Genomic DNA, 21,561 nt, shown 5'->3' with positions numbered 1-21,561 from the left:
ACGGCGCCTTTCTGCTTGAATTGTTACACATAAAGGGGTGAGCCGTATGAAAGTAAGCACCAAAGACAAAATTATTAACGCCGCTGTCCAGCTGTTTAACCAAAAAGGTTATTCCGGCACGTCCGTCCGTGAAATCGCAAAGTCAGCTGATGTAAATGTTGCGCACATCTCCTACTATTTTAAAGGGAAAGGCGGATTAATGGAACATTTAGTTTCCGAGTTTTACGAAGGCTATACTGAAGCGCTGGAAAAAGCCGCCGTCAGTATGAACGGTGAAGACGCGCAGGAACGCATCCTGCGGGTGATTTTCGATATTTTATCCTATCAGCACGATAACCGTCAATTAACGCGGTTTGTATACCGGGAAGTGACGATTGATTCCGTGCTGATCAGGGAAATTATGTCTACTTACTTAATGAAAGAAAAATATATTTTCCAGCTGATGATTGAAGAAGGGCAGTCACGCCACAGACGGCTGACGCTGCCCGTGCCGCATTTTATTCTGCAATTGAAATCCCTCTTGATGATGCCGTATCTTCAGCCTCAATACATTACGGAGGTGCTCTATATGCAGCCTCATGAACCGTACTTTTATAAAAGGTATTTTGAAGAGGTGAAGATCTGGATCGAAAGCGTGTTCCGACGGCCTGATGCGGCGCTTATGAAGTAATGATGCTTTTGTACGTTTCGTAGGAACTGCCGACATCTTCCGCTTGATGGGCGTCCGACCCGAATATGAGCGGGATTTTTTTTTGCTTCGCCGTCTCAGCCATCCAATCCTCCATGTATACTTCCCCGGCAAATTTCTTTCTGAGCCCGGATGTATTCACATCCAGCTCCATTCCGCGTTCTTTCACGGCGTCAAGACAGCGGGCCGCAAGCTCTCTTATTTGAGGTGACATGCTGTAAGGGAAAAGGCGCGCGAATTTTTTGACGAGCGTGATATGGCCGACCCGTTTTGGCTTAAAGGGGCCGAGCGGTGTTACAATGGAAGAATACACAGTTTCATAGTATTGTTCATATACGGCTTCAACGCTTCCGAAGCGGTCGGCAAGCTGCTGAAAGGCGTGCTCGTCAAAATCCAGGCATATATAAGACGGACCGGTCTTCAAAAAATGAACGGATAAAATGCCGTCATCCAGTGAGGGGCCGTACGTGTTCAGAAACGCCGCGGTTTCCTCTTCATACCCTGTGATAAAATCGGTTTCCAGCCCAGTCAGAATGCTGATTTGTCCATCGTATTCCTTTTTCAGGTGTGACAGCCGCTCCAAATAAACCTCCATCTGTCTGAGATCCATCGCGCTGTCCTGAAGCGGTACGGGATCTTGAAATGACGGAGGAAGGGGGGCGTGCTCTGTAAATGTGATCGAGTCAAAGCCTCTTTCCAGGGCCTTTTCGACATATTGTTTCAGCGCATCCTTCGAGCCGTGAGGGCAAAAAGGCGTGTGGATATGAGCGTCTCGTTTTTCCATTTGTGTCACTCCATTAAAAAATTGCAGAATCCTGCCGAAATTATGCAAAAAGTTTTTGATTTCTGGTCAAAAAATGTTGGTTACATGGTATCATAATAACAATGAAAACGACAGATTTTCTCAATACATATATTGAAATCTTTCTGAATACATAAAACACCCTGACAGATTAAGAGAACAACAAGGGGGCTCATTATGGAGTTAGTCATCGGATTATTGGTTATACTGCTCGCGCTCTTTGCGGCGGGCTACTTTTTCAGGAAAAAAATTTATACGGAAATTGACCGGCTGGAGTCATGGAAGATTGAAATTTTAAACCGTTCGATAGTGGAAGAAATGTCCAAGATCAAACATCTGAAAATGACCGGAGAGACGGAAGAGTTCTTTGAAAGATGGCGCGAAGAGTGGGATGAAATTGTCACAGCCCATCTGCCGAAAGTAGAAGAGCTCCTTTATGATGCCGAAGAGAACGCCGACAAATACCGGTTTAAAAAAGCGAATCAGGTGCTTGTCCACATCGACGACCTTCTCACTGCAGCCGAATCAAATATAGAAGGCATACTGCGTGAGATCAGCGACCTTGTGACGAGCGAGGAAAAAAGCCGCGGAGAGATTGAACAGGTGCGTGAGCGGTATTCAAAAGCGCGGAAAAACCTTCTGGCGTACAGCCATCTCTACGGAGAGCTTTATAACAGCCTGGAGACGGATCTCGACGAAATCTGGAGCGGCATAAAAGAGTTCGAAGAAGAGACGGAAAGCGGCAATTACATCAAAGCGAGAAAAGTGCTGCTTGAACAGGACCGCAGACTGGATCAGCTTCAGACATACATAGATGACGTTCCGAAACTGCTTGCGGACTGTAAACAGACCGTGCCGAACCAAATTGCCAAGCTGAAAGACGGCTACCGGGAAATGACGGAAAAAGGCTACAAATTGGAGCATATTCAAATCGAAAAAGAGCTGGATACACTCACAAATCAATTGAAACGGGCTGAAAACGCGCTTTTGGAAGAATTGGATGTCGACGAAGCGTCCGCCATTCTTCAGCTGATTGATGAAACCATTCAATCGATGTATGACCAGCTGGAAGGCGAAGTGGAAGCCGGACAGTCCGTATTAAGCAAAATGCCTGAGCTGATCATCGCGTATGAGAAGCTTGAGGAAGAAAAAGACCGTACAAAAACCGAAACGGAGCTCGTCAAGGAAAGCTATCAGCTGACGGCGGGTGAAATCGGCAGACAGCATGCCTTCGAAAAACAGCTGGAAACGATCGGCCGGCTCCTTGAGCAGGCGAGAGAAAAGCTTGATGGTGAGCATGTCGCTTACTCTCTATTGATTGAAGAAGTCGAGGCCATCGAAAAGCAGATGGAAGAGGCTCAGAAAGAACATGCCGAATACCGTGAAAATCTGCAGGCGCTCAGAAAAGAAGAACTGCAGGCGCGGGAAACGCTGATGCATCTTCGGAAAACCATTTCTGACACGGCCCGAATGCTGCAAAAAAGCAACGTGCCGGGAATTCCTGAACAAGTCAAGGACAAGCTCGAAACGGCAAATCATCATATAGAAGAAACCGTCAGCCAATTGGAAGTGCTGCCGCTGAACATGGAGGAAGCCGCCAAACATCTGGCTGAAGCCGAAAAGGCAGTTGAGGAAGTCAGCGAAGAGGCGGAAGATCTTGTGATTCAGGTGAAGCTGATTGAGCGGATCATCCAGTACGGCAACCGCTTCCGAAGCCAGAATCATATTTTATCCGAACAGCTGAAAGAAGCGGAACGGCTGTTTTACGCTTACAGCTATAATGAAGCTTATGAGATGGCGGCAGATGCTGTTGAAAAAGCAGCTCCCGGCGCCGTGAAAAAAATTAAAGCTGATCAATCTGCTTCATAGACGCATAAGCAAAAACTGCACCCTGATGGAAATCAGAGGTGCAGTTTTTTAGTTTCTCACGGAATATAAAAAGCGCCTGCGGCTGATATACGTCAAGCCGCAAGCGCTGAATGTTACGATTTTGCTTTATTTAATTCGATGGGCGGGCTGGTAAAAAACGTGATGATGCAGCCGATGATCGCTCCGGCAATGCCCGGAAGCACCCAGCCGATTCCCATGCTGTAAAGCGGAAGATTTGCGTTTAAGAATGAATCTAATGATCCGAGCGGAATGCCTGCTGCCTTCAAACCGTCCAAGATACTGAACAGCCCCGTTCCGATCAGGCAGGCGATATAGACTTCCCGTCTTTCCTTAAAGATTTTATCAATAAAGGAAAGGACGATAATGACAATCGCCAGCGGGTAAATCGCTGATAAAATAGGAACTGAAAATGCAATAATCTCAGCAAGTCCGAAATTTGAAATCGCCAGACTGAACAGCGTGACAATCGTAACCACCATTTTGTATGATAAAGCGGGAATCAATTTTGAAAAATATTCGCCGCAAGATGTGACAAGCCCGATGCTTGTCGTTAAACACGCAACGGTGATGGCAGAGCCGAGAACGATGTTTCCCAGTGAACCGAACAGGTAATCTGATGAAGCTGATAAAATCTTTGCGCCTTCGCCGATCGGACCTACAGCGTCCGTGCTTGTCGCTCCCAAATAGGCCAAAGATAAATAAATGAATGTCAAACCTGCCGCAGCTATAAGACCCGCTTTAATACAAGCGGCCGCGAGCGCTTTACGCTGGGTGACGCCCCTGCTTTTAACAGCGTTGACGACAACGACGCCGAAGACGATTGAGGCGAGCGCGTCCATTGTTTTATAGCCTTCCAAAAATCCTTTGAACACTGGCGTTCCGGAATATGCCTGATGTACGGCGCCCAGTCCGCCCATCGGAGTGACAATGGCTTTTACGACGATGATTAAAATAATACCGAATTTAATAGGAGTCAAAATCTTTCCGACTCTGTCAACGATTTTGGAAGGATTAAGAGCTAAATAATACGTAATAGAAAAAAAGATCAATGTGAAAACAAATAAAGATAATCTTTCCGGAATGCCGCTTAAAAACGGAACTGCACCGATTTCATATGAAACGGTTCCGGTTCTCGGAATCGCGAAAAGCGGCCCGATTGATAAATAAAGCACAACGGTGAAAATAGTCCCGAATACCGGATGAGCTTTATCGGCAAGCCCTTTTGCGTCTTTGCCCGTTAATGCGATGGCGATAATACCCAAAAGCGGCAGACCTACGCCGGTCAGTAAGAAACCGCCCATCGCTTTCCAGACATTATGCCCCGCCGCTTGCCCGAGCTCCGGCGGATATATCATATTTCCTGCCCCGAAAAAAAGTGCGAAAAGCATGAAACCGATAATAACGGTATCTTTGACAGGTAGTGAGTGTTTCATAAAAATCCTCCTAAATACTATGTTGAAATATTCTGTCAATTAATTGTCAGATAATATAACAAAACGAACATTACTTATTATATGGCAATGTACAGAGAAGTCAATACTCGATTTATTGCGAATTTATATTTACTTTTGTTATGGTAGCATAAATATCATACGATGTACCGTTTTCATTAAAGGAGTAAAAAAAATGATATATTTAGACAACAGCTCAACGACCGAGCCGTATGAAGAGGTTTTGGAAGTGTATAAACAGACGAGCAGCCGTTATTTCGGCAACCCTTCGTCTCTGCACCAGTTAGGAACTGAGACGGAACAGCTCCTTGAAGCGGCCGCTCAGCAAATAAAAAAAACCTTGCGTTTAAAAAATTATGATATTGTATTTACATCAGGCGCGACTGAAGCGAATAACGCGGCGTTAAAGGGAGCAGCCTGGGCAAACATGAGTAAAGGAAGACATATCATTGCTTCGGCGATTGAGCATCCTTCTGTGACGGAGACGCTTGATCAGCTGATAGAGCTGTTCGGCTTTGAAGTCACATATCTTCCGGCCGATCAAAACGGCTTCGTTTCTTTGAAAGACGTCAAATCGGCTGTCAGGCCGGATACGATAATCGTCAGCGTCATGCATGTCAATAACGAAGTCGGCTCCATTCAGCCCGTAAAGGAAATCGGCGGGTTTTTGAAGCAGCACCGGAATATTCTGTTTCATGTTGATCATGTGCAGGGTATTCATAAAGTTCCTCTGTCTATAGAAGAAGCGGGCATTGACCTTTGCACCGTTTCAGGGCATAAGTTTCACGGCTTAAAAGGGACCGGAGCGCTTATCGTCAAAAAAGGAACGCGGCTCATTCCGCTTATAACGGGCGGCTCGCAGCAAAAAGGCGTCCGCGCCGGAACAGAACACACGGCAGGCGCCGTTTCCCTTGCGAAAGCGATCAATCTTTCCGCGCGTGACATGAACGAGCGGCTTTCTTCTGTGGAGGCTGCCAAGAATGCGCTCATGGAAAGGCTGAGCGGGACGGACGGTGTCGTCATCAACACTCCCGTCGAAAACAGCGCGCCGCATATCATTAATTTTTCCGTTCCGGGCGTGAAGGCGGAAGTGCTGCTGCACATGCTTGAGGAAAAAGGAATATATGTCTCCACAACCGCGGCATGTTCCGCAAGAGAGCACAAACCGAGCCGTGTTCTTCTGCAAATGAATAAAGGCGAACAGATTGCATCAAGCAGCATCAGAGTCAGCCTGAACTTCAGCCATACGGCTGACATCACGGAGCCGTTTATGGCCGCGCTGGTGCCGGCTGTTCAAAAACTAAAAAAAATGATGAGGTAGCATATGAATTACGATCATATTTTAATCCGTTTTGGTGAAATATCCACAAAAGGAAAAAACAGACGCAGTTTTATTGAAAGATTAAAACAGAATATCCGCCTGGTATTAAAGGATTATAAAAAAGTAAAATACTTTTCAAACCGGGACCGGATGTCAATTACACTTAATGGAGAAAACCCGGAGGAAATTTGTTCCTTATTAAAGAATATATTCGGCATTCAAAGCTTTAGTCTCGCAATTAAATGCGAAAGCAAGCTGGAAGACATTAAAAAAACGGCTTTAGCCGCGATAGAAGGCGAATATAAACCGGGGAATACGTTTAAGGTCGAGACCAAACGGGCTTACAAACAGTTTGAATTAGATACGAATGCGATGAACGCTGAAATCGGCGGCCATATTTTGAAAAACACGGATGGATTAACCGTCAATGTGAAACATCCCGATATTCCGCTTCGGATTGAAATCAGGGAGGAAGCGACATTCCTGACTATTCGTAACGAAAAAGGCGCAGGAGGCCTTCCTGTCGGTTCCGCGGGTAAAGCGATGCTGATGCTTTCCGGCGGTTTTGACAGTCCGGTCGCCGGTTTTTACGCGATGAAACGGGGGTTATCAGTTGAAGCCGTACATTTCTTCAGTCCGCCGTATACGAGTGAACGTGCAAAGCAGAAAGTCATGGATCTCGCGGGATGCCTTGCGAAGTTCGGCGGCAGTATGACGCTTCATATCGTGCCGTTTACAAAGACGCAGGAACTCATCCAAAAACAAATCCCGGAGAACTATACGATGACGGCGACGCGGCGTCTTATGCTGCAAATCGCGGACAGAATCAGAGAAGAACGAAAAGCGCTCGCGATCATTACGGGAGAAAGTCTCGGGCAGGTAGCGAGCCAGACGCTTGAAAGCATGTATGCGATCAATGCCGTGACGGCAACGCCGATTTTGCGTCCTTTAATCGGAATGGACAAAACAGAAATCATCGAGAAATCAAAAGAAATCGGCACTTATGAAACAAGCATTCAGCCGTTTGAGGACTGCTGCACCATCTTTACGCCGCCAAGTCCGAAAACACGCCCGAAAAAAGAAAAAATCGAGCACTTCGAAAGCTTCGTTGATTTTGAACCGCTGATTGCAGAGGCCGCTGCCGGCATCGAAACTATCACTGTTTACTCAGAGCAGGAAGCTCACGATAAGTTTGCCGGCCTGTTTTAAAACTGTATACAATTACCAAAGTTTTTTTGAATGAAGACATGTGTTTTATCACATTCTATACTCACAAGGAGGTGATACACATGTCACAACAATCAAACAGCGGAAACAGCAACCAGCTTTTAGTGCCAGGCGCTGCTCAAGCTATCGACCAAATGAAGTATGAAATCGCTTCTGAATTCGGTGTAAACCTTGGACCGGAAACAACTTCTCGCGCTAACGGTTCTGTCGGTGGAGAAATCACAAAACGTCTTGTCTCTTTTGCTCAGCAAAGCATGGGCGGAAGCAGCCAGCAGCAGTTTTAATCACAACTTCACATAATGGCTAAAAGAGCGGGGAATTCCCCGCTCTTTTTTCATGAGTATAGATAGAAGGCGGGAAGCAATTTATGCATATTTTTATTGTAATGGCCTATGTTTATGTATAATGGGGAAAGAAAGTGAGGAGTTGTTCGTGTTAAAACGAGAAGATTTAATCGCCCCAAAGAACTATAACCTTGTAAATGAAATCGAAAAGTTCAGCCGTTCCAAAGAGAAGAACGCGCTTATATGGGAAGATCAAACAGGCGGCAAGAAAGTCTGGACATATGAAAAATTGATGGAAGAAACGAATAAAATCGGAGCCCGTCTGAAAGGTCTCGGATTTGAAAAAGGCGATAAGCTAATTGTCATGGTTCCGAGAGTGCTTGAAGCGTATGCCGTTTATTTAGCGATCTTAAAAGCGGGGATGGTCGTCATTCCTTGCTCGGAAATGCTGCGCGCCAAAGACCTTGAATACCGGATCAAACACGCCGAAGTGAAAGGCGCTATCGTTTATCCTTCATTTATAAACGCGTTTGACGAGGTGAATACCGAGCAGCTGGTGACATTGTCAATCGGTGAAAATAATGTCGGCTGGAAAAACCTCCTAACGATTGAAGCGGACGGAGACAGTTTTCAAACAGCTGATACAACAAGAGAAGACATGGCGTTTTTGTCCTATACTTCAGGCACGACCGGCCAGCCTAAAGGCGTTGTACATACACACGGCTGGGCCTTTGCCCATTTAAAAACATCAGCTGGTGCATGGCTGGATATTTCTGAAGACGATACAGTGTGGGCCACCGCGGCGCCCGGCTGGCAGAAATGGGTGTGGAGCCCGCTGCTCGCAATTCTGGGAAGCGGCGCGACAGGAGTCATTTATCACGGCAGATTCAACGCCAAGACGTATTTAGAGCTGCTGGAGCGCCATCAAGTAAATGTCTTCTGCTGTACCCCGACGGAATACCGCCTGATGGCAAAAGTGGAGGAGTTGGACAAATATGATCTTTCTGCCCTTCACAGCGCAGTTTCTGCGGGTGAGCCATTAAACCGGGAAGTCATTGACGTATTCCGGAAGCATTTCGGCATTAAAGTGAGAGACGGATACGGCCAAACGGAGAGCACCCTGTTAGTCGGCGTCCTGAAGGACATGGATATTAAGCCGGGAAGCATGGGCAAACCGACCCCCGGAAATCAAGTGGAGATTATAAACGATAAAGGCGAAATATGCGAAACTGGCGAAACGGGCGATATCGCCGTGCATTTGAGCACACCGGCCTTATTCAAGGAATATTATAAAGATCCTGAAAGAACGAAAAAGCAGATTCGCGGAGATTACTTTCTTACAGGAGACCGCGCGAAAAAAGACGAGGACGGCTACTTTTGGTTTGAGAGCCGCAATGATGACATCATCGTCAGCTCCGGATATACAATCGGGCCTTTTGAAGTAGAGGACGCGCTCGTGAAGCATCCGGAAGTGAAAGAATGTGCCGTTGTGGCGAGCCCGGATGAAATCAGAGGTTCAATCGTAAAAGCTTATGTCGTTTTACAAGACGATGAAAAGCGCAGTGACGAACTTGTCAAAGAACTGCAAAACCACGTAAAAACGATTACGGCGCCTTACAAATATCCGAGAGAAATTGAATTTGTCGAAAGCCTGCCGAAAACGGCGTCCGCAAAAATCAGACGTGTGGAGCTGAGACAGCGTGAAGAACGGCTGAAGGCTGATAAAAAAGCATAATACAGGATAAAGGGTGAGCGGGGATGAAAGCGATTTGGCACGGCGGCACCATCTATACAATGCTGGACAAGAATCATGTCACTGAAGCCGTTTATACCGAAGAAGGCGTCGTCAGACAGACGGGCAGCTTCCGGGAGCTCCAAGGAACATACGGTTCGCCTGATACGGATGAGATCGATTTACATGGAGCTGTCATGTTCCCGGGGTTTACGGACAGTCATATGCATTTAATCGGACACGGGGAAAAACAGCTTCGCCTCGATTTGTCGCAGCTGACGTCAAAAGAAGCGATACTGCGGGCCGCAAAAGAAGCAGAGCGTGAATTGGAAGATGGCGAATGGCTGATCGGCGAAGGCTGGGATGAAAATCTGTTTGAACGGCCGGTTTACGTCACGAAGCATGACCTTGACCCGCTCTTTCCCGACCGCCCCGTCCTGCTGAAGCGGGTATGCCGGCACGCCGCGGCGGTTAATTCAGCCGCATTGCGCGCGGCGGGAATTACAAACGAAACACCTGATCCAAACGGCGGAATTATCGTCCGGGACGGCACCGGTCCGACAGGCCTCCTGCTGGATAAAGCCCAAGAGCTTGTGACACAGGCCCTGCCGCCCGTCTCACTTCACTATGTCAAACGCGCGCTTCAAACGGCGATTACGGACTGCTGGTCAAAAGGCCTGACCGGCGGGCATTCAGAAGATCTGGCATACTACGGAGACGCGTCCGTTCCCATTGCCGCGTACGAGTCATTAACCGGCAGCGGCCTTTATCCTTTTCGCGCCCATCTGCTCGTACATCACGAAGCCGTCGACAGCTGGAGCGCTCTGGATAAATCGACCGGACCTTATCTGGAATACGGAGCGATGAAAATTTTTGCTGACGGCGCGCTCGGCGGCAGAACCGCTCTATTGAAAAAGCCTTATCACGATGATCCGTCAGTTTCCGGTGTTCAGGTGCATGATGACGAAACCCTTGCCGCTCTTGTTTATAAAGCGAGAGAGAAAGGGATGGAGATCGCCGTGCACGCGTTTGGCGACCTTGCATTCGAAAAGGTGCTGGATGTTATCGAAAGTTACCCGGCAAAGCCCGGACAGCTAGACAGGCTCATTCATGCGCAAGTATTAGATGACGGATTGATTGAAAGAGCCGCCCGGCTGCCGATCGGACTTGATCTTCAGCCGCATTTTGTGGCCAGTGATTTTCCGTGGGTGATTGACAGGCTCGGAGAAGAGCGGATGAAAACGGCTTTCGCCTGGAAAACACTGCTGTCAAAAGGGCTGCTGTGCGCCGGAGGTTCAGATGCCCCGATAGAACCGGCCGATCCGCTTCTGGGCATTCAATCGGCTGTGCTCCGTACGAGCAAGCAGCACCCGGAAGGTCCGGCCTATTATGAAAAAGAGTGCCTGACTGTGTACGAAGCCATTCAGCTTTACACGGAGGGAAGCGCGGCCATCATCCATAAAGAACATAGCCGCGGACGGATCGCCCCCGGCTATGATGCCGACTTTACCGTACTCAGCGGTGATCCGTTCAGGACGGACCCGAAAAAGCTTCATGAATTGGAAGCTGTCAAAACCGTCGTCGGCGGCCGTATCGTATATGAAAAAGAGGACAGGCAGTGATGCCCGTCCTCTTTTTTTATGATAAAAATGATCGTTTTACTTTTTCCCAGAAAGAGTTGTCTTTCAGTTTCACCGTTTTGATTTTTTTATCGGATAGTCTAATCTCAACCTTTTTGACATTCCGCGTGCTGAGCGCTTCATTATCAAGCCCGATAATCGGATGCTCATTGCCGTCTTGCACCACCTGCAGTGTCAGCTTCCGGTCTGAGCTTAAAATAAACGGAGATCCGAGTGTACGGTATGTGTTGTTGTTCAACGACGCCAGTTCGGATACCTGCATGCAGGAAATCAAAGGATCAACAACGGCGCCTGAAACAGATTTATTGTAGGCGGTGCTGCCCGTCGGGGTGGAAATGATCATCCCGTCTCCTCTGAATGTCTCAAAATGAAGATCATCAATTAACACATCCATCACAAACGTTTTAATAATGCTTGAACGGATGGAAACCTCGTTTAAACAGTGAAAATGATTGCTGCCGTCCACCGTTACGTGAATGAGCGGGTATTTTCTGACCTCAAGCTGTTCCGCGGTCATGCTGGCCGCCATTTTTTCAGGCTCATCGCTGTGAAAATCACAGTACAAATGGGCTTTCCCTTTTTTAGCGATGCCGACATACAGGCAGTCATCACGGAATCCGGTTTTTCTGACAGCTTGCAGAAATGAGCCGTCGCTGCCGATGCTGGCGATAATTCCGGCATCCTCCGGTTGAGCCGCAACTGTAAAACCGTGCGATTCAGCAAGCTGCTTCAAAGAGCTGACTTGTTCTTTTGTTTCGTTGTTTTGTTTGTGAAAAAAATAAACATTGCGGCGAAGATCGGTCATATCCCCATTCCCCTTTGCTGTCATATTTACGTTTTTCTCCCAGCAGGTATTGTGTTAAAATACCTGTGGCAATAGTGTAACATGTTTCCTGTTTATCCGTTAAGGGAAAGCGCTTCATGAAAAAAATGAATCTTTTTTTACGGGGGAACGTACGAATATTGACAGAAAAGGAGGAGAACAAATGAATGCAAAAAGATGGATTGCGCTCGTCATCGCGCTCGGCATTTTCGGCGTATCAGTCATTGCAAGTGTGACCGTCGGGGTGCTGAAGAATATCGGGGATACAGGGTCTGACTTTGCATCACTGACAGATGACACAGAGGAAGTGACGCTGGATAAGGGCAGCCCCGGCAGTAAAATCGCCGTGCTTGAAGTGGACGGCACGATTGAGGATAACGGCGGGTCCGCTGGCCTGCTCAGCTCAGGCGGGTATGATCACAGATCATTTTTAAAACAGGTTGAGCGTGCGAAAGAAGACAAAAGCGTCAAAGGAATTGTGCTGAAAATCAATTCCCCTGGCGGAGGCGTGTACGAAAGCGCGGAAATACATAAAAAACTGGAAGAACTAAAGAAAGAAACGAAGAAACCGATTTATGTATCCATGGGCTCCATGGCGGCTTCGGGAGGCTACTATATTTCAACGGCCGCCGATAAAATCTATGCTTCACCGGAAACGCTCACGGGTTCACTGGGCGTCATCATGGAAAGCGTCAATTATTCCAAGCTCGCCGATGAACTCGGCATCAAGTTTGAAACCATTAAAAGCGGCGCGCATAAAGACATCATGTCCCCGACCCGCGACATGACGAAGGAAGAAAGAAAGATCATGCAGACAATGGTCAACGATTCTTATGAAGGATTTGTCAATGTCATTTCAAAAGGCCGGCACATGTCAAAATCTGATGTGAAAAAAATTGCCGACGGCCGTGTTTACGACGGCAGACAAGCGAAAAAAATCGGCCTCGTTGATGAGCTCGGTTTTTACGATGATACGATCAGCGCGATGAAAAAGGACCATAAAAATATGAAAAACGCTTCAGTCATCACATACGAGGAAGGATTCGGATTAGGCTCGCTCTTTTCCATGAGCGCAGCGAAAATGTTTAAAAGCGAAATTGATTTTCTGAACATGAAAGAACTCATTTCGCAATCCGGTTCGCCGCGGATGATGTATCTCTATGCAAAGTAGGGGGGAAGAAAGAATGGACGCGACTTACGAAGGCTTTCACGGCAAAGAAGAGGGAGCCGAACAACAGAGGGCGCCCGAGCAGGCATATGCGGGCTTTTGGATCAGGTTTTGGGCTTTTCTTCTCGATTGGCTGGTGGTCTGGGGACTTAACCATCTCATCGTTTCACCGGTTTTCACGCTGATGAAGCTCCCGGCAACAAGCGGAATGTTTACAATCTCAGCTTATTCCGTCACAACCCTGATCGTCTACCTCGCCTATTTTGTGTTCATGACGAAATGGTTTCATCAGACACTCGGCAAGATGGTCTTCGGGTTAAAGGTCACTTCTTTGACGCCCGGAAAGCCTCTTACTTGGAGCACCGTCATTTTCAGAGAAGCGGTGGGGCGTTATATCGATAAAATCTGGATTCTTTATATCGTCATTGCGTTTACGCCCAAAAAGCAGGGCATTCACGATCTGATCGCCGACACAACGGTGATTCACGAAGCGCTGTACCGCAAATAAAAGCAGTAAACCCGGAATAAACGTCCGGGTTTATTTTTTTTGGTTTTGGCGATAATGCTGCTAAGGAAGTGAAGCTTATGGGATATGCCGCAGCAGCTGTTATTCTCATTCTCATTTTGGCCTGGCTGCTTATGAGGATGAAAATTCACCTGACGCTCGAATATCTTCACGATAAAGATAACGACAAACTGACGTTTAAACTCTCGGCCTTATACGGGCTGATCCGTATTAAAAAAACGCTGCCCGTCATTAAAGTAAACAGCGAAGACGCGTCAATTGATGTCAAACAGGACACGAAATCAGAAATGAAAGGTCAGAAAAAAGAGAAGAAAAAAATCACATATGAAGATGTCAAACAGAGCATTCACAGAATAGAAATGATTCTGCACCAAGTTTTTCAGATGCGCCAAATCGGCGCCTCATTTCTTGCGGGAGTCCGTGTTACGAAGTTCGAATGGGTGACGGTTATCGGAATAAAGGACGCCGCCGTTACGGGAATCGCCGCCGGCGGATTGTGGGCCGTAAAGGGAGGCCTTACGGCGATGCTGTATGATCATCTGCGTTTCATACATAAACCGGTGTGCGAAGTCATTCCGTCTTTTCAAGTGCCTGCATCCAAGACGCATTTGCAGTGTATATTCTTTTTTCGTTTTGGACATCTTATAGGTGCAGCTTTCAAATTGCTCAAATACGGGCGGAACGGACTTTCTATCATACGAAAGAAACAGCCGGTTCCGGTTGCTTCAAAGAATGATTCATCAGTTTAAGGAGGAGCGCATATGGCAGACCATCCCATTCAAGGTTTAATGAAAACCGCTATGGAAAATTTAAAAGAAATGATTGACGTGAATACAATCATCGGCGATCCTGTTGAAACGCCTGACGGCAGCGTAATCTTAACGGTTTCAAAGGTCGGATTCGGATTTGCGGCGGGCGGAAGCGAGTTTGGAGGAAAGCCGGCTGAAAAAAGAACCGATGATGATGAAAGAAAAGAGCAGAAGCTCCCGTTCGGCGGCGGAAGCGGCGGCGGAGTATCCATTACGCCGATTGCGTTTCTGATTGTCGGAACAAACGGCGTGCGTATGCTTCATTTGGACGAAAACACCCATCTGATTGATAAACTGTTAGACTCCGCGCCTCAAACGATTGAACGCATCCAGCATATGTTTAAAAAGAATGAAAAAGGCCGGAACCAAAAAAGAACGGATATCGATTTATAACAGAAAAGTTAACTGCCGCCCGCAGTTAGCTTTTTTTACGATGCGGCATAACCTTTGCAGTTTGCATAAAACTCGACTATGATAGAGCTATACATAGATAAAGGGAGGAATCAGAATGGCTGAAATTACATTTAAAGGCGGAGCCGTGACGCTGATCGGACAAGAAGTGAAACCGGGTGACCAAGCTCCTGACTTCACGGTTTTGACAAACGGATTAGAAGAGAAGACGTTAGCAGATATGAAAGGGAAAGTAACGATCATATCCGTTATTCCTTCCATCGACACAGGCGTATGTGACGCGCAGACACGCCGCTTCAATGAAGAAGCCGCAAAACTCGGTGATGTGAACGTTTATACAATCAGCGCCGACCTTCCGTTTGCACAAGCGCGCTGGTGCGGAGCGAACGGAATTGATAAAGTTGAAACATTATCGGATCATAAAGAGATGTCATTTGGTGAAGCATTCGGTGTTCACATCAAAGAACTTCGTCTTTTGGCGCGTTCCGTATTCGTCCTTGATCAGGACGGAAAAGTCGTTTACGCGGAATACGTAAGCGAAGCGACAAACCACCCGAATTATGAAAAGCCTATCGAAGCTGCAAAAGCGTTAATCAAGTAAAGAGAGAACAAGAGCTCCGGGTGCTGCCGCGGAGCTCTTTTCATGGCAAGGAGGAAACAGCATGCAACACGACCATGTCGGTCAGATTTATGAACTTTTAGATGAAGCCGCCCAAGTGATAGCAGAAGGCCTTCAGATTTCTTATATTGAGGGGCTTGCGGAAGCGGGAGAGATGTATTTTCTTGAAAAGGCCGACCAGCTTCCGCTTCAGGAAAAGCAAACCGGCGAGCTTAACAGCCTGCTCGCGAAAGCAGACTTCAGAAAATGGGAGCATGAATGGATCCGCAAGGCGTTCCAGCTCGCCATTTTAAAAGGGCTCAAAGATAAGTCCCATCCGAACAGACAGATGACGCCTGATACGATCGGCCTTTTCATCAGTTACCTCGTGAATAAATTTACGGGCGGCCGAAAAGGGCTGACATTGCTGGACCCCGCCTGCGGCACCGGAAATCTTCTGCTGACCGCGGCAAACCAGCTTTCTGACAAAGCGGGAAAAAGCTTCGGCATTGAAATCGACGATGTCCTTCTGAAGATCGCTTATGCTCAGGCGAATCTGCAGGAAAAAGAAATGGAGCTGTTCTGCCAGGACAGTCTTCAGCCGTTATTTATCGAACCGGCCGATACGGTCATCTGCGATTTGCCGGTCGGCTACTATCCGAATGACGAAGGCGCTGAAGCGTTTGAGCTGAAAGCGAATGAAGGCCACTCATTTGCTCACCACTTATTTATTGAGCAGAGCGTCAAACATACAAAACCGGGCGGATACTTATTTTTTATGATTCCGAACCATCTGTTTGACAGCGCGCAAAGCGATAAACTGAAGCGGTTTTTTGCGGAAAAAGTGTATATCAACGCCCTTCTTCAGCTGCCGGCTACTATGTTTAAAGACGAAGCGCAGGCAAAGAGCATTTTAATCTTGCAGAAAAAAGGCGAAGACGCAAAGCCGCCGAAACAAGCGCTTTTGGCGAATCTTCCTTCTTTTGCGAACCAGCAGGCGATGCGGGAGATGATGGCAAAATTGGATCAATGGATTCAAACAGAAAAATAATGGCGAAAAAGCAGTGCGAGATGCAAAATCCCGCGCTGCTTTTGCTTTTTAAAATGAATGGAAATCAGGAGGATAACACAAATTAAGGAAAGAAAATAACATTCCGTAAGGCCGTGCCGTCCATTTGGCACAAATAAAATTTATCAGAAAATATCGACTTCATATTGTAAGCGGTACCAATGTGGATGTTGACTTGAAATGCTGAGTTGACAATGTTTAAATGGAAAAGTCAGATATTTTTTGGACTGCAGTTATGGTCTGGGAAAAAAGAACGAACAAACGAAGAAGAATTTTGATAGGAGCGTCATTTATGTCTAAAATTATTGCAATTAACGCAGGAAGCTCATCTTTAAAATTTCAGTTATTCGAAATGCCTTCAGAAAAGGTGCTAACAAAAGGTTTAGTAGAACGGATCGGTATCGCCGACAGCGTTTTCACAATCTCTGTTAACGGCGAAAAAAATACAGAAGTGACAGATATTCCGGATCATGCGGTTGCGGTGAAGATGCTGCTTCACAAGCTGACTGAATTCGGTATTATAAAGGATTTAAATGAAATTGACGGAATCGGCCACCGTGTGGTTCACGGCGGAGAAAAATTCAGCGATTCTGTTTTGCTTACGGATGAAACAATCCGTGAGATTGAAGAGATTTCAGAACTTGCGCCGCTTCACAACCCGGCTAACATCGTCGGCATTAAAGCCTTTAAAGAAGTGCTTCCGGATGTGCCTGCGGTTGCAGTGTTTGATACGGCGTTCCACCAAACGATGCCTGAGCAATCTTACCTGTACAGCCTTCCGTACGAATACTACGAGAAATACGGCATCCGCAAATACGGTTTCCACGGCACATCTCATAAATACGTGACACAGCGCGCAGCTGAGCTTCTCGGCCGTCCGATTGAAGACTTGCGTCTGATTTCCTGCCACCTCGGTAACGGCGCAAGTATCGCGGCCGTAGAAGGCGGAAAATCCATTGATACGTCAATGGGCTTCACACCGCTTGCGGGTGTTGCGATGGGAACACGTTCAGGAAACATCGACCCTGCATTGATTCCGTACATTATGGAAAAAACGGATCAGACGGCAGATGAAGTATTAAATACGTTAAATAAAAAGAGCGGACTGCTTGGCGTATCCGGTTTCTCCAGCGACCTCCGCGATATCGTGGAAGCTTCAAAAGAAGGAAACGAAAGAGCGGAAACGGCTCTTGAAGTGTTCGCAAGCAGAATCCATAAATACATCGGTTCTTACGCTGCGAGAATGAGCGGCGTTGACGCGATTATTTTCACTGCGGGTATCGGTGAAAACAGCGTTGAAGTCAGAGAACGCGTGCTTCGCGGCTTAGAATTCATGGGTGTATATTGGGATCCTGCGCTGAACAACGTGCGCGGCGAGGAAGCGTTTATCAGCTACCCTCACTCTCCTGTCAAAGTCATGATCATTCCGACTGACGAAGAGGTCATGATCGCACGCGACGTTGTCCGCCTTGCACAGTAATGATCGAAAAAAGCACATCCTTTAGGGTGTGCTTTTTTATTGAATGCCCCAGAATCAAACGTTACGATATGTTTAATACATAAACGATGAGGTGAAGCAATGAGTGTGCATGAACATAAACAAGAAGCCCCGTCAGCCGTGCGCTGCAAGGTGATCACAGTCAGCGACACGAGAACGAAAGAAACCGACAAAAGCGGGCGCGTCATGATGGACTTCCTCAGGGAAGCGGGATTTGAAACGGTCGCTTATGACATTGTTAAAGATGAAAAAGACGAATTGCAGAAAGCTGTTTTATCCGGCTGTATGGATGAATATACAGATGCGGTGCTGTTAAACGGAGGGACGGGCATTGCCGAAAGGGATGTCACAATTGAAGCCGTCACGCCGCTGTTTTCAAAAGAACTCCCGGGATTCGGCGAGCTGTTCCGCATGCTGAGCTATACGGAGGACATCGGTTCCGCCGCCATTTTGTCCAGAGCGGCAGCGGGTGTGATCCAAAATACCGCAGTCTTCTGCACGCCCGGCTCCTCAGGCGCCGTAAAGCTTGCGATGAGTAAACTGATTATTCCTGAACTGCCTCATGTGCTCCGGGAAATCCGAAAAGATTTATAAATGTATAAAAAGGCTCTGCTCCGCTCAAAAAATTGGGTGGGGTTTTTTTTATAAAAGGCTTGAAAAAACAGAATTTACTTGTTACAGTGTATACATACAAAATGCATTTTTATTAATTAAAACTAATTTTTATACAAAAGGGAGCTTTTAACATGGCAGAACAAAAAAAGGTTGTATTGGCATACTCAGGAGGTCTTGATACTTCTGTAGCGATAAAATGGCTGCAAGAACAGGGATACGATGTTGTTGCCTGCTGCTTAGACGTAGGGGAAGGAAAGGATTTGGCATTCGTTCAGCAAAAAGCGCTGGAAGTAGGCGCCGTAAATTCCTATGTGATTGATGCGAAAGAAGAATTCGCCCGGGAGTACGCGCTCATTTCTATGCAGGCCCATACAATGTATGAAGGCAAGTATCCGCTCGTATCTGCACTATCCCGTCCGTTAATCGCGAAAAAACTCGTTGAAGTCGCGGAAAAGGAAAACGCGGTGGCCGTAGCGCACGGCTGCACGGGAAAAGGCAACGATCAGGTGCGTTTCGAAGTATCCATTAAATCATTAAATCCTGATCTGGAGGTCATTGCTCCGGTCCGTGAGTGGCAATGGTCGCGTGAAGAAGAAATTGAATATGCTGCAAGCCGCGGCATTCCGATTCCGATCAATCTTGACAGCCCGTATTCCATCGACCAGAACCTATGGGGACGCGCCAATGAATGCGGTATATTAGAAGATCCGTGGGCGGCGCCGCCTGAAGGGGCATATGACCTGACAGCATCTCTTGAAAACACGCCGGACGTTCCGGAAATCATCGAAATCGCATTTGAAGCCGGTGTTCCGGTTTCAATCGACGGCGTAACCTACCCGCTTGCTGATTTAATTCTCAAGCTGAACGAGACTGCCGGAAAACACGGCATCGGCCGGATTGACCATGTGGAAAACCGCCTGGTCGGCATTAAGTCCCGTGAAGTTTATGAGTGCCCGGGCGCGATGACTTTGATTACGGCTCACAAAGAGCTTGAGGATCTGACTTTAGTGAAAGAAGTGGCCCATTTCAAACCGGCAATTGAACAAAAACTGTCTGAAATCATCTATAACGGTTTATGGTTCTCGCCGTTAAAAGACGCGCTGCTTGCATTCCTGAAAGAAACCCAAAAACACGTCACCGGCGTCGTGCGCGTCAAGCTGTTTAAAGGCCATGCCATTGTAGAAGGACGTAAGTCGGAATATTCACTCTATGATGAAAAACTTGCGACATATACAAAAGACGATGTTTTTGACCATCACGCGGCAATCGGTTTCATTGAGCTTTGGGGGCTGCCGACAAAAGTAAACAGCATTGTGAAAAAGAAGGAGCAGATTGAAGCATGAAGAAGCTTTGGGGAGGCCGTTTTCAAAAAACACCGGAAAAGTGGGTCGATGAGTTCGGCGCATCCATCACATTCGACCAAAACTTAGTCAAAGAGGATATTACAGGGTCTCTCGCTCATGCGGCCATGCTGAAAAAATGCGGCATTCTGACGGAAGAAGAAGAAGGCGCCATCCGACAGGGGCTGCAGATCCTCCTGCAAAAAGCAGAGGAAGGAACGCTTGAATTCTCTGTTGATTATGAAGATATCCATTTGAATATTGAAAAAATGCTGATCGAAGAAATCGGACCGCTGGGCGGCAAGCTCCATACCGGCAGAAGCCGGAATGACCAGGTGGCGACCGACATGCATTTGTATTTGAAAGATCATGTCTCACATATCATCGTTCTGATTGAACAGTTCCAAAAAGCGCTGATCGAAAAAGCGGAGGCCAATGTCGAGACCATTCTGCCGGGGTACACCCATTTACAGCGGGCCCAGCCGATTTCTTTCGCCCACCATCTGCTTGCTTATTTTTGGATGCTTGAACGGGATAAAGAGCGTTTTCGCGATGCTATGAAGCGGATTAACATATCGCCGCTCGGATGCGGGGCGCTTGCCGGAACTACGTTTCCGATAGACCGTAACTATTCGGCGGAGCTGCTCGGTTTTGACTCCATTTATGAGAACAGTCTTGACGGAGTCAGTGACAGAGATTTTATTCTCGAGTTTTTAAGCGGCAGCAGCATGCTGATGATGCACCTTTCGCGTTTATCAGAAGAAATCATTCTATGGTGCTCGCAGGAATTCAGATTCATTGAACTGGATGATACGTATGCGACGGGAAGCAGCATGATGCCGCAGAAGAAAAACCCCGACATGGCGGAGCTGATCCGCGGTAAAACCGGACGCGTATACGGTGATATGATGGGGCTTTTCACGATTATGAAAGGGCTCCCGCTCGCTTACAACAAAGACCTGCAGGAAGATAAAGAAGGCATGTTTGACACGGTGAAAACCGTTGAAGGAAGCCTTCAGATTTTCACGGGCATGATTGAAACGATGAAAGTAAACAAAGACATCATGAAACAAGCGACAAAACAAGATTTTTCAAACGCGACGGAACTTGCCGATTATTTAGCTAAAAAAGGCATGCCGTTCAGAGAAGCGCATGAAGTGGTCGGCAAACTTGTGTACAGCTGCATTGAAAAAGGAATCTATTTAAGTGATATGGCATTTGAAGAATTCCTTCAAGCCAGCAGTCTCTTTGAAGAAGACATCTATACCGTGCTCGATCCGCATCATGCGGTTGAAAAAAGAATGAGCGCCGGCGGAACGGGTTTTCAGCAGGTAGAACAGGCGCTCGTAAAAGCAAAAGCCTGCGCCGGCATTTAATTTGCTGAAATTTCCTTCATATTTTCCCGTCATATCAGACACCCTACATCTATAAAGATGGGAGGTAGAAGGAATGCGCAAAGAACAAGACCGTTACATCTATGATGAAAAAGAAAGTGAAGAAACGGCCAGGCTCATCTCAGAGGCATACGAAAGCGGTTATGTCGGCATGGAGGAAGCCTCTGCTCCTTCAGAAAATTAAGCTGTCTGTAAAGACGGCTTTTTTTTCGTGCGGACGAAGTGCAAAAAAGTGATATTGCCGTTTGTTTATAGTAAAGTAGAGGGAGAAACGT

At 47.0% G+C, this 21,561-nt stretch carries 21 protein-coding genes; 18 read left to right on the top strand and 3 right to left on the bottom strand.

Going from position 1 to position 21,561, the window contains the following annotated elements; all coding sequences use genetic code 11:
* The first annotated feature begins 46 nt into the window (after window positions 1-46).
* Window positions 47-670 carry a forespore capture DNA-binding protein RefZ gene (refZ, locus tag MY7_RS12230; protein ID WP_007613118.1) on the top strand — a complete coding sequence of 208 codons (624 nt, stop codon included), beginning with the start codon at window positions 47-49 and terminating at the stop codon, window positions 668-670.
* Here the strand turns inward: refZ and hisJ are convergent.
* Window positions 660-1,472 (bottom strand): histidinol-phosphatase HisJ, encoded by an 813-nt coding sequence (gene hisJ / locus MY7_RS12225; protein WP_007613116.1) that lies wholly within the window; start codon window positions 1,470-1,472, stop codon window positions 660-662. The two genes, refZ and hisJ, sit on opposite strands and share 11 nt — an antisense overlap.
* Window positions 1,473-1,667: 195 nt before the next feature.
* Between hisJ and ezrA the strand changes: the two genes are divergently transcribed.
* Window positions 1,668-3,359, top strand: a complete 1,692-nt coding sequence (ezrA, locus tag MY7_RS12220) for a septation ring formation regulator EzrA (protein ID WP_007613114.1) — start codon at window positions 1,668-1,670, stop codon at window positions 3,357-3,359.
* Window positions 3,360-3,472: 113 nt separating this feature from the next.
* On the opposite strand, the gene brnQ is transcribed toward ezrA, so the two are convergent.
* Window positions 3,473-4,813 carry a branched-chain amino acid transport system II carrier protein gene (gene brnQ / locus MY7_RS12215; protein WP_007613107.1) on the bottom strand — a complete coding sequence of 447 codons (1,341 nt, stop codon included), beginning with the start codon at window positions 4,811-4,813 and terminating at the stop codon, window positions 3,473-3,475.
* Window positions 4,814-5,006: 193 nt separating this feature from the next.
* Between brnQ and MY7_RS12210 the strand changes: the two genes are divergently transcribed.
* The 5 genes from MY7_RS12210 (at window position 5,007) to MY7_RS12190 (ending at window position 11,017) form a co-directional block, all read left to right on the top strand.
* Window positions 5,007-6,152, top strand: coding sequence for a cysteine desulfurase family protein (locus MY7_RS12210; protein ID WP_007613106.1), 1,146 nt, complete (start codon window positions 5,007-5,009; stop codon window positions 6,150-6,152).
* Between the two features lie 3 nt (window positions 6,153-6,155).
* On the top strand, window positions 6,156-7,361 hold the full coding sequence (gene thiI, locus MY7_RS12205; RefSeq protein ID WP_007613105.1) for a tRNA uracil 4-sulfurtransferase ThiI: 1,206 nt from the start codon (window positions 6,156-6,158) through the stop codon (window positions 7,359-7,361).
* An 80-nt stretch (window positions 7,362-7,441) separates the two neighbouring features.
* Window positions 7,442-7,663: an alpha/beta-type small acid-soluble spore protein gene (locus MY7_RS12200; protein WP_007408043.1), complete on the top strand. Its 222-nt coding sequence runs from the start codon at window positions 7,442-7,444 to the stop codon at window positions 7,661-7,663.
* Between the two features lie 148 nt (window positions 7,664-7,811).
* A complete protein-coding gene (gene mbcS / locus MY7_RS12195; protein WP_012118182.1) occupies window positions 7,812-9,398 on the top strand; it encodes an acyl-CoA synthetase MbcS in 1,587 nt (528 codons plus the stop codon).
* 23 nt (window positions 9,399-9,421) lie between these two features.
* Window positions 9,422-11,017, top strand: coding sequence for an amidohydrolase (locus MY7_RS12190; RefSeq protein WP_007613102.1), 1,596 nt, complete (start codon window positions 9,422-9,424; stop codon window positions 11,015-11,017).
* Window positions 11,018-11,033: 16 nt separating this feature from the next.
* On the opposite strand, the gene MY7_RS12185 is transcribed toward MY7_RS12190, so the two are convergent.
* Window positions 11,034-11,840: an NAD kinase gene (locus MY7_RS12185; RefSeq protein ID WP_017418362.1), complete on the bottom strand. Its 807-nt coding sequence runs from the start codon at window positions 11,838-11,840 to the stop codon at window positions 11,034-11,036.
* A gap of 181 nt (window positions 11,841-12,021) precedes the next feature.
* On the opposite strand from MY7_RS12185, the gene sppA reads away from it, so the two are divergent.
* From sppA to MY7_RS20035, 11 genes are all read left to right on the top strand, one after another.
* Window positions 12,022-13,029: a signal peptide peptidase SppA gene (sppA, locus tag MY7_RS12180; RefSeq protein WP_007613097.1), complete on the top strand. Its 1,008-nt coding sequence runs from the start codon at window positions 12,022-12,024 to the stop codon at window positions 13,027-13,029.
* Between the two features lie 13 nt (window positions 13,030-13,042).
* Complete coding sequence (locus MY7_RS12175; RefSeq protein WP_007613095.1) at window positions 13,043-13,534, top strand: RDD family protein; 492 nt, start codon at window positions 13,043-13,045, stop codon at window positions 13,532-13,534.
* A 77-nt stretch (window positions 13,535-13,611) separates the two neighbouring features.
* On the top strand, window positions 13,612-14,301 hold the full coding sequence (locus MY7_RS12170) for a DUF2953 domain-containing protein (protein WP_007613093.1): 690 nt from the start codon (window positions 13,612-13,614) through the stop codon (window positions 14,299-14,301).
* Window positions 14,302-14,313: 12 nt separating this feature from the next.
* Window positions 14,314-14,754: a GerW family sporulation protein gene (gene ytfJ / locus MY7_RS12165; RefSeq protein ID WP_003152423.1), complete on the top strand. Its 441-nt coding sequence runs from the start codon at window positions 14,314-14,316 to the stop codon at window positions 14,752-14,754.
* 115 nt (window positions 14,755-14,869) lie between these two features.
* The gene (gene tpx / locus MY7_RS12160; protein WP_007613091.1) at window positions 14,870-15,373 is read left to right on the top strand and encodes a thiol peroxidase; all 504 of its coding nucleotides are present in this window, start codon (window positions 14,870-14,872) and stop codon (window positions 15,371-15,373) included.
* A 61-nt stretch (window positions 15,374-15,434) separates the two neighbouring features.
* Entirely contained in the window at window positions 15,435-16,421 is a 987-nt protein-coding gene (locus tag MY7_RS12155; RefSeq protein WP_007613090.1) for a class I SAM-dependent methyltransferase, read from the top strand.
* A gap of 310 nt (window positions 16,422-16,731) precedes the next feature.
* Window positions 16,732-17,919 (top strand): acetate kinase, encoded by a 1,188-nt coding sequence (locus tag MY7_RS12150; protein WP_029326031.1) that lies wholly within the window; start codon window positions 16,732-16,734, stop codon window positions 17,917-17,919.
* Window positions 17,920-18,018: 99 nt separating this feature from the next.
* On the top strand, window positions 18,019-18,531 hold the full coding sequence (locus MY7_RS12145; RefSeq protein ID WP_007408054.1) for a MogA/MoaB family molybdenum cofactor biosynthesis protein: 513 nt from the start codon (window positions 18,019-18,021) through the stop codon (window positions 18,529-18,531).
* A gap of 152 nt (window positions 18,532-18,683) precedes the next feature.
* Window positions 18,684-19,895, top strand: a complete 1,212-nt coding sequence (locus tag MY7_RS12140) for an argininosuccinate synthase (protein ID WP_007613086.1) — start codon at window positions 18,684-18,686, stop codon at window positions 19,893-19,895.
* A complete protein-coding gene (argH, locus tag MY7_RS12135; RefSeq protein ID WP_007613085.1) occupies window positions 19,892-21,268 on the top strand; it encodes an argininosuccinate lyase in 1,377 nt (458 codons plus the stop codon). The genes MY7_RS12140 and argH overlap by 4 nt, the downstream gene beginning before the upstream one ends.
* A gap of 73 nt (window positions 21,269-21,341) precedes the next feature.
* A complete protein-coding gene (locus tag MY7_RS20035; RefSeq protein WP_007408056.1) occupies window positions 21,342-21,470 on the top strand; it encodes a hypothetical protein in 129 nt (42 codons plus the stop codon).
* The last annotated feature ends 91 nt before the right edge of the window (window positions 21,471-21,561 follow it).

Origin of the sequence: Bacillus sp. 5B6, assembly GCF_000259405.1 — a bacterium.
GTDB classification, from domain to species: Bacteria; Bacillota; Bacilli; order Bacillales; family Bacillaceae; genus Bacillus; species Bacillus velezensis.
This window is presented reverse-complemented; position numbering and strand designations above follow the sequence as displayed.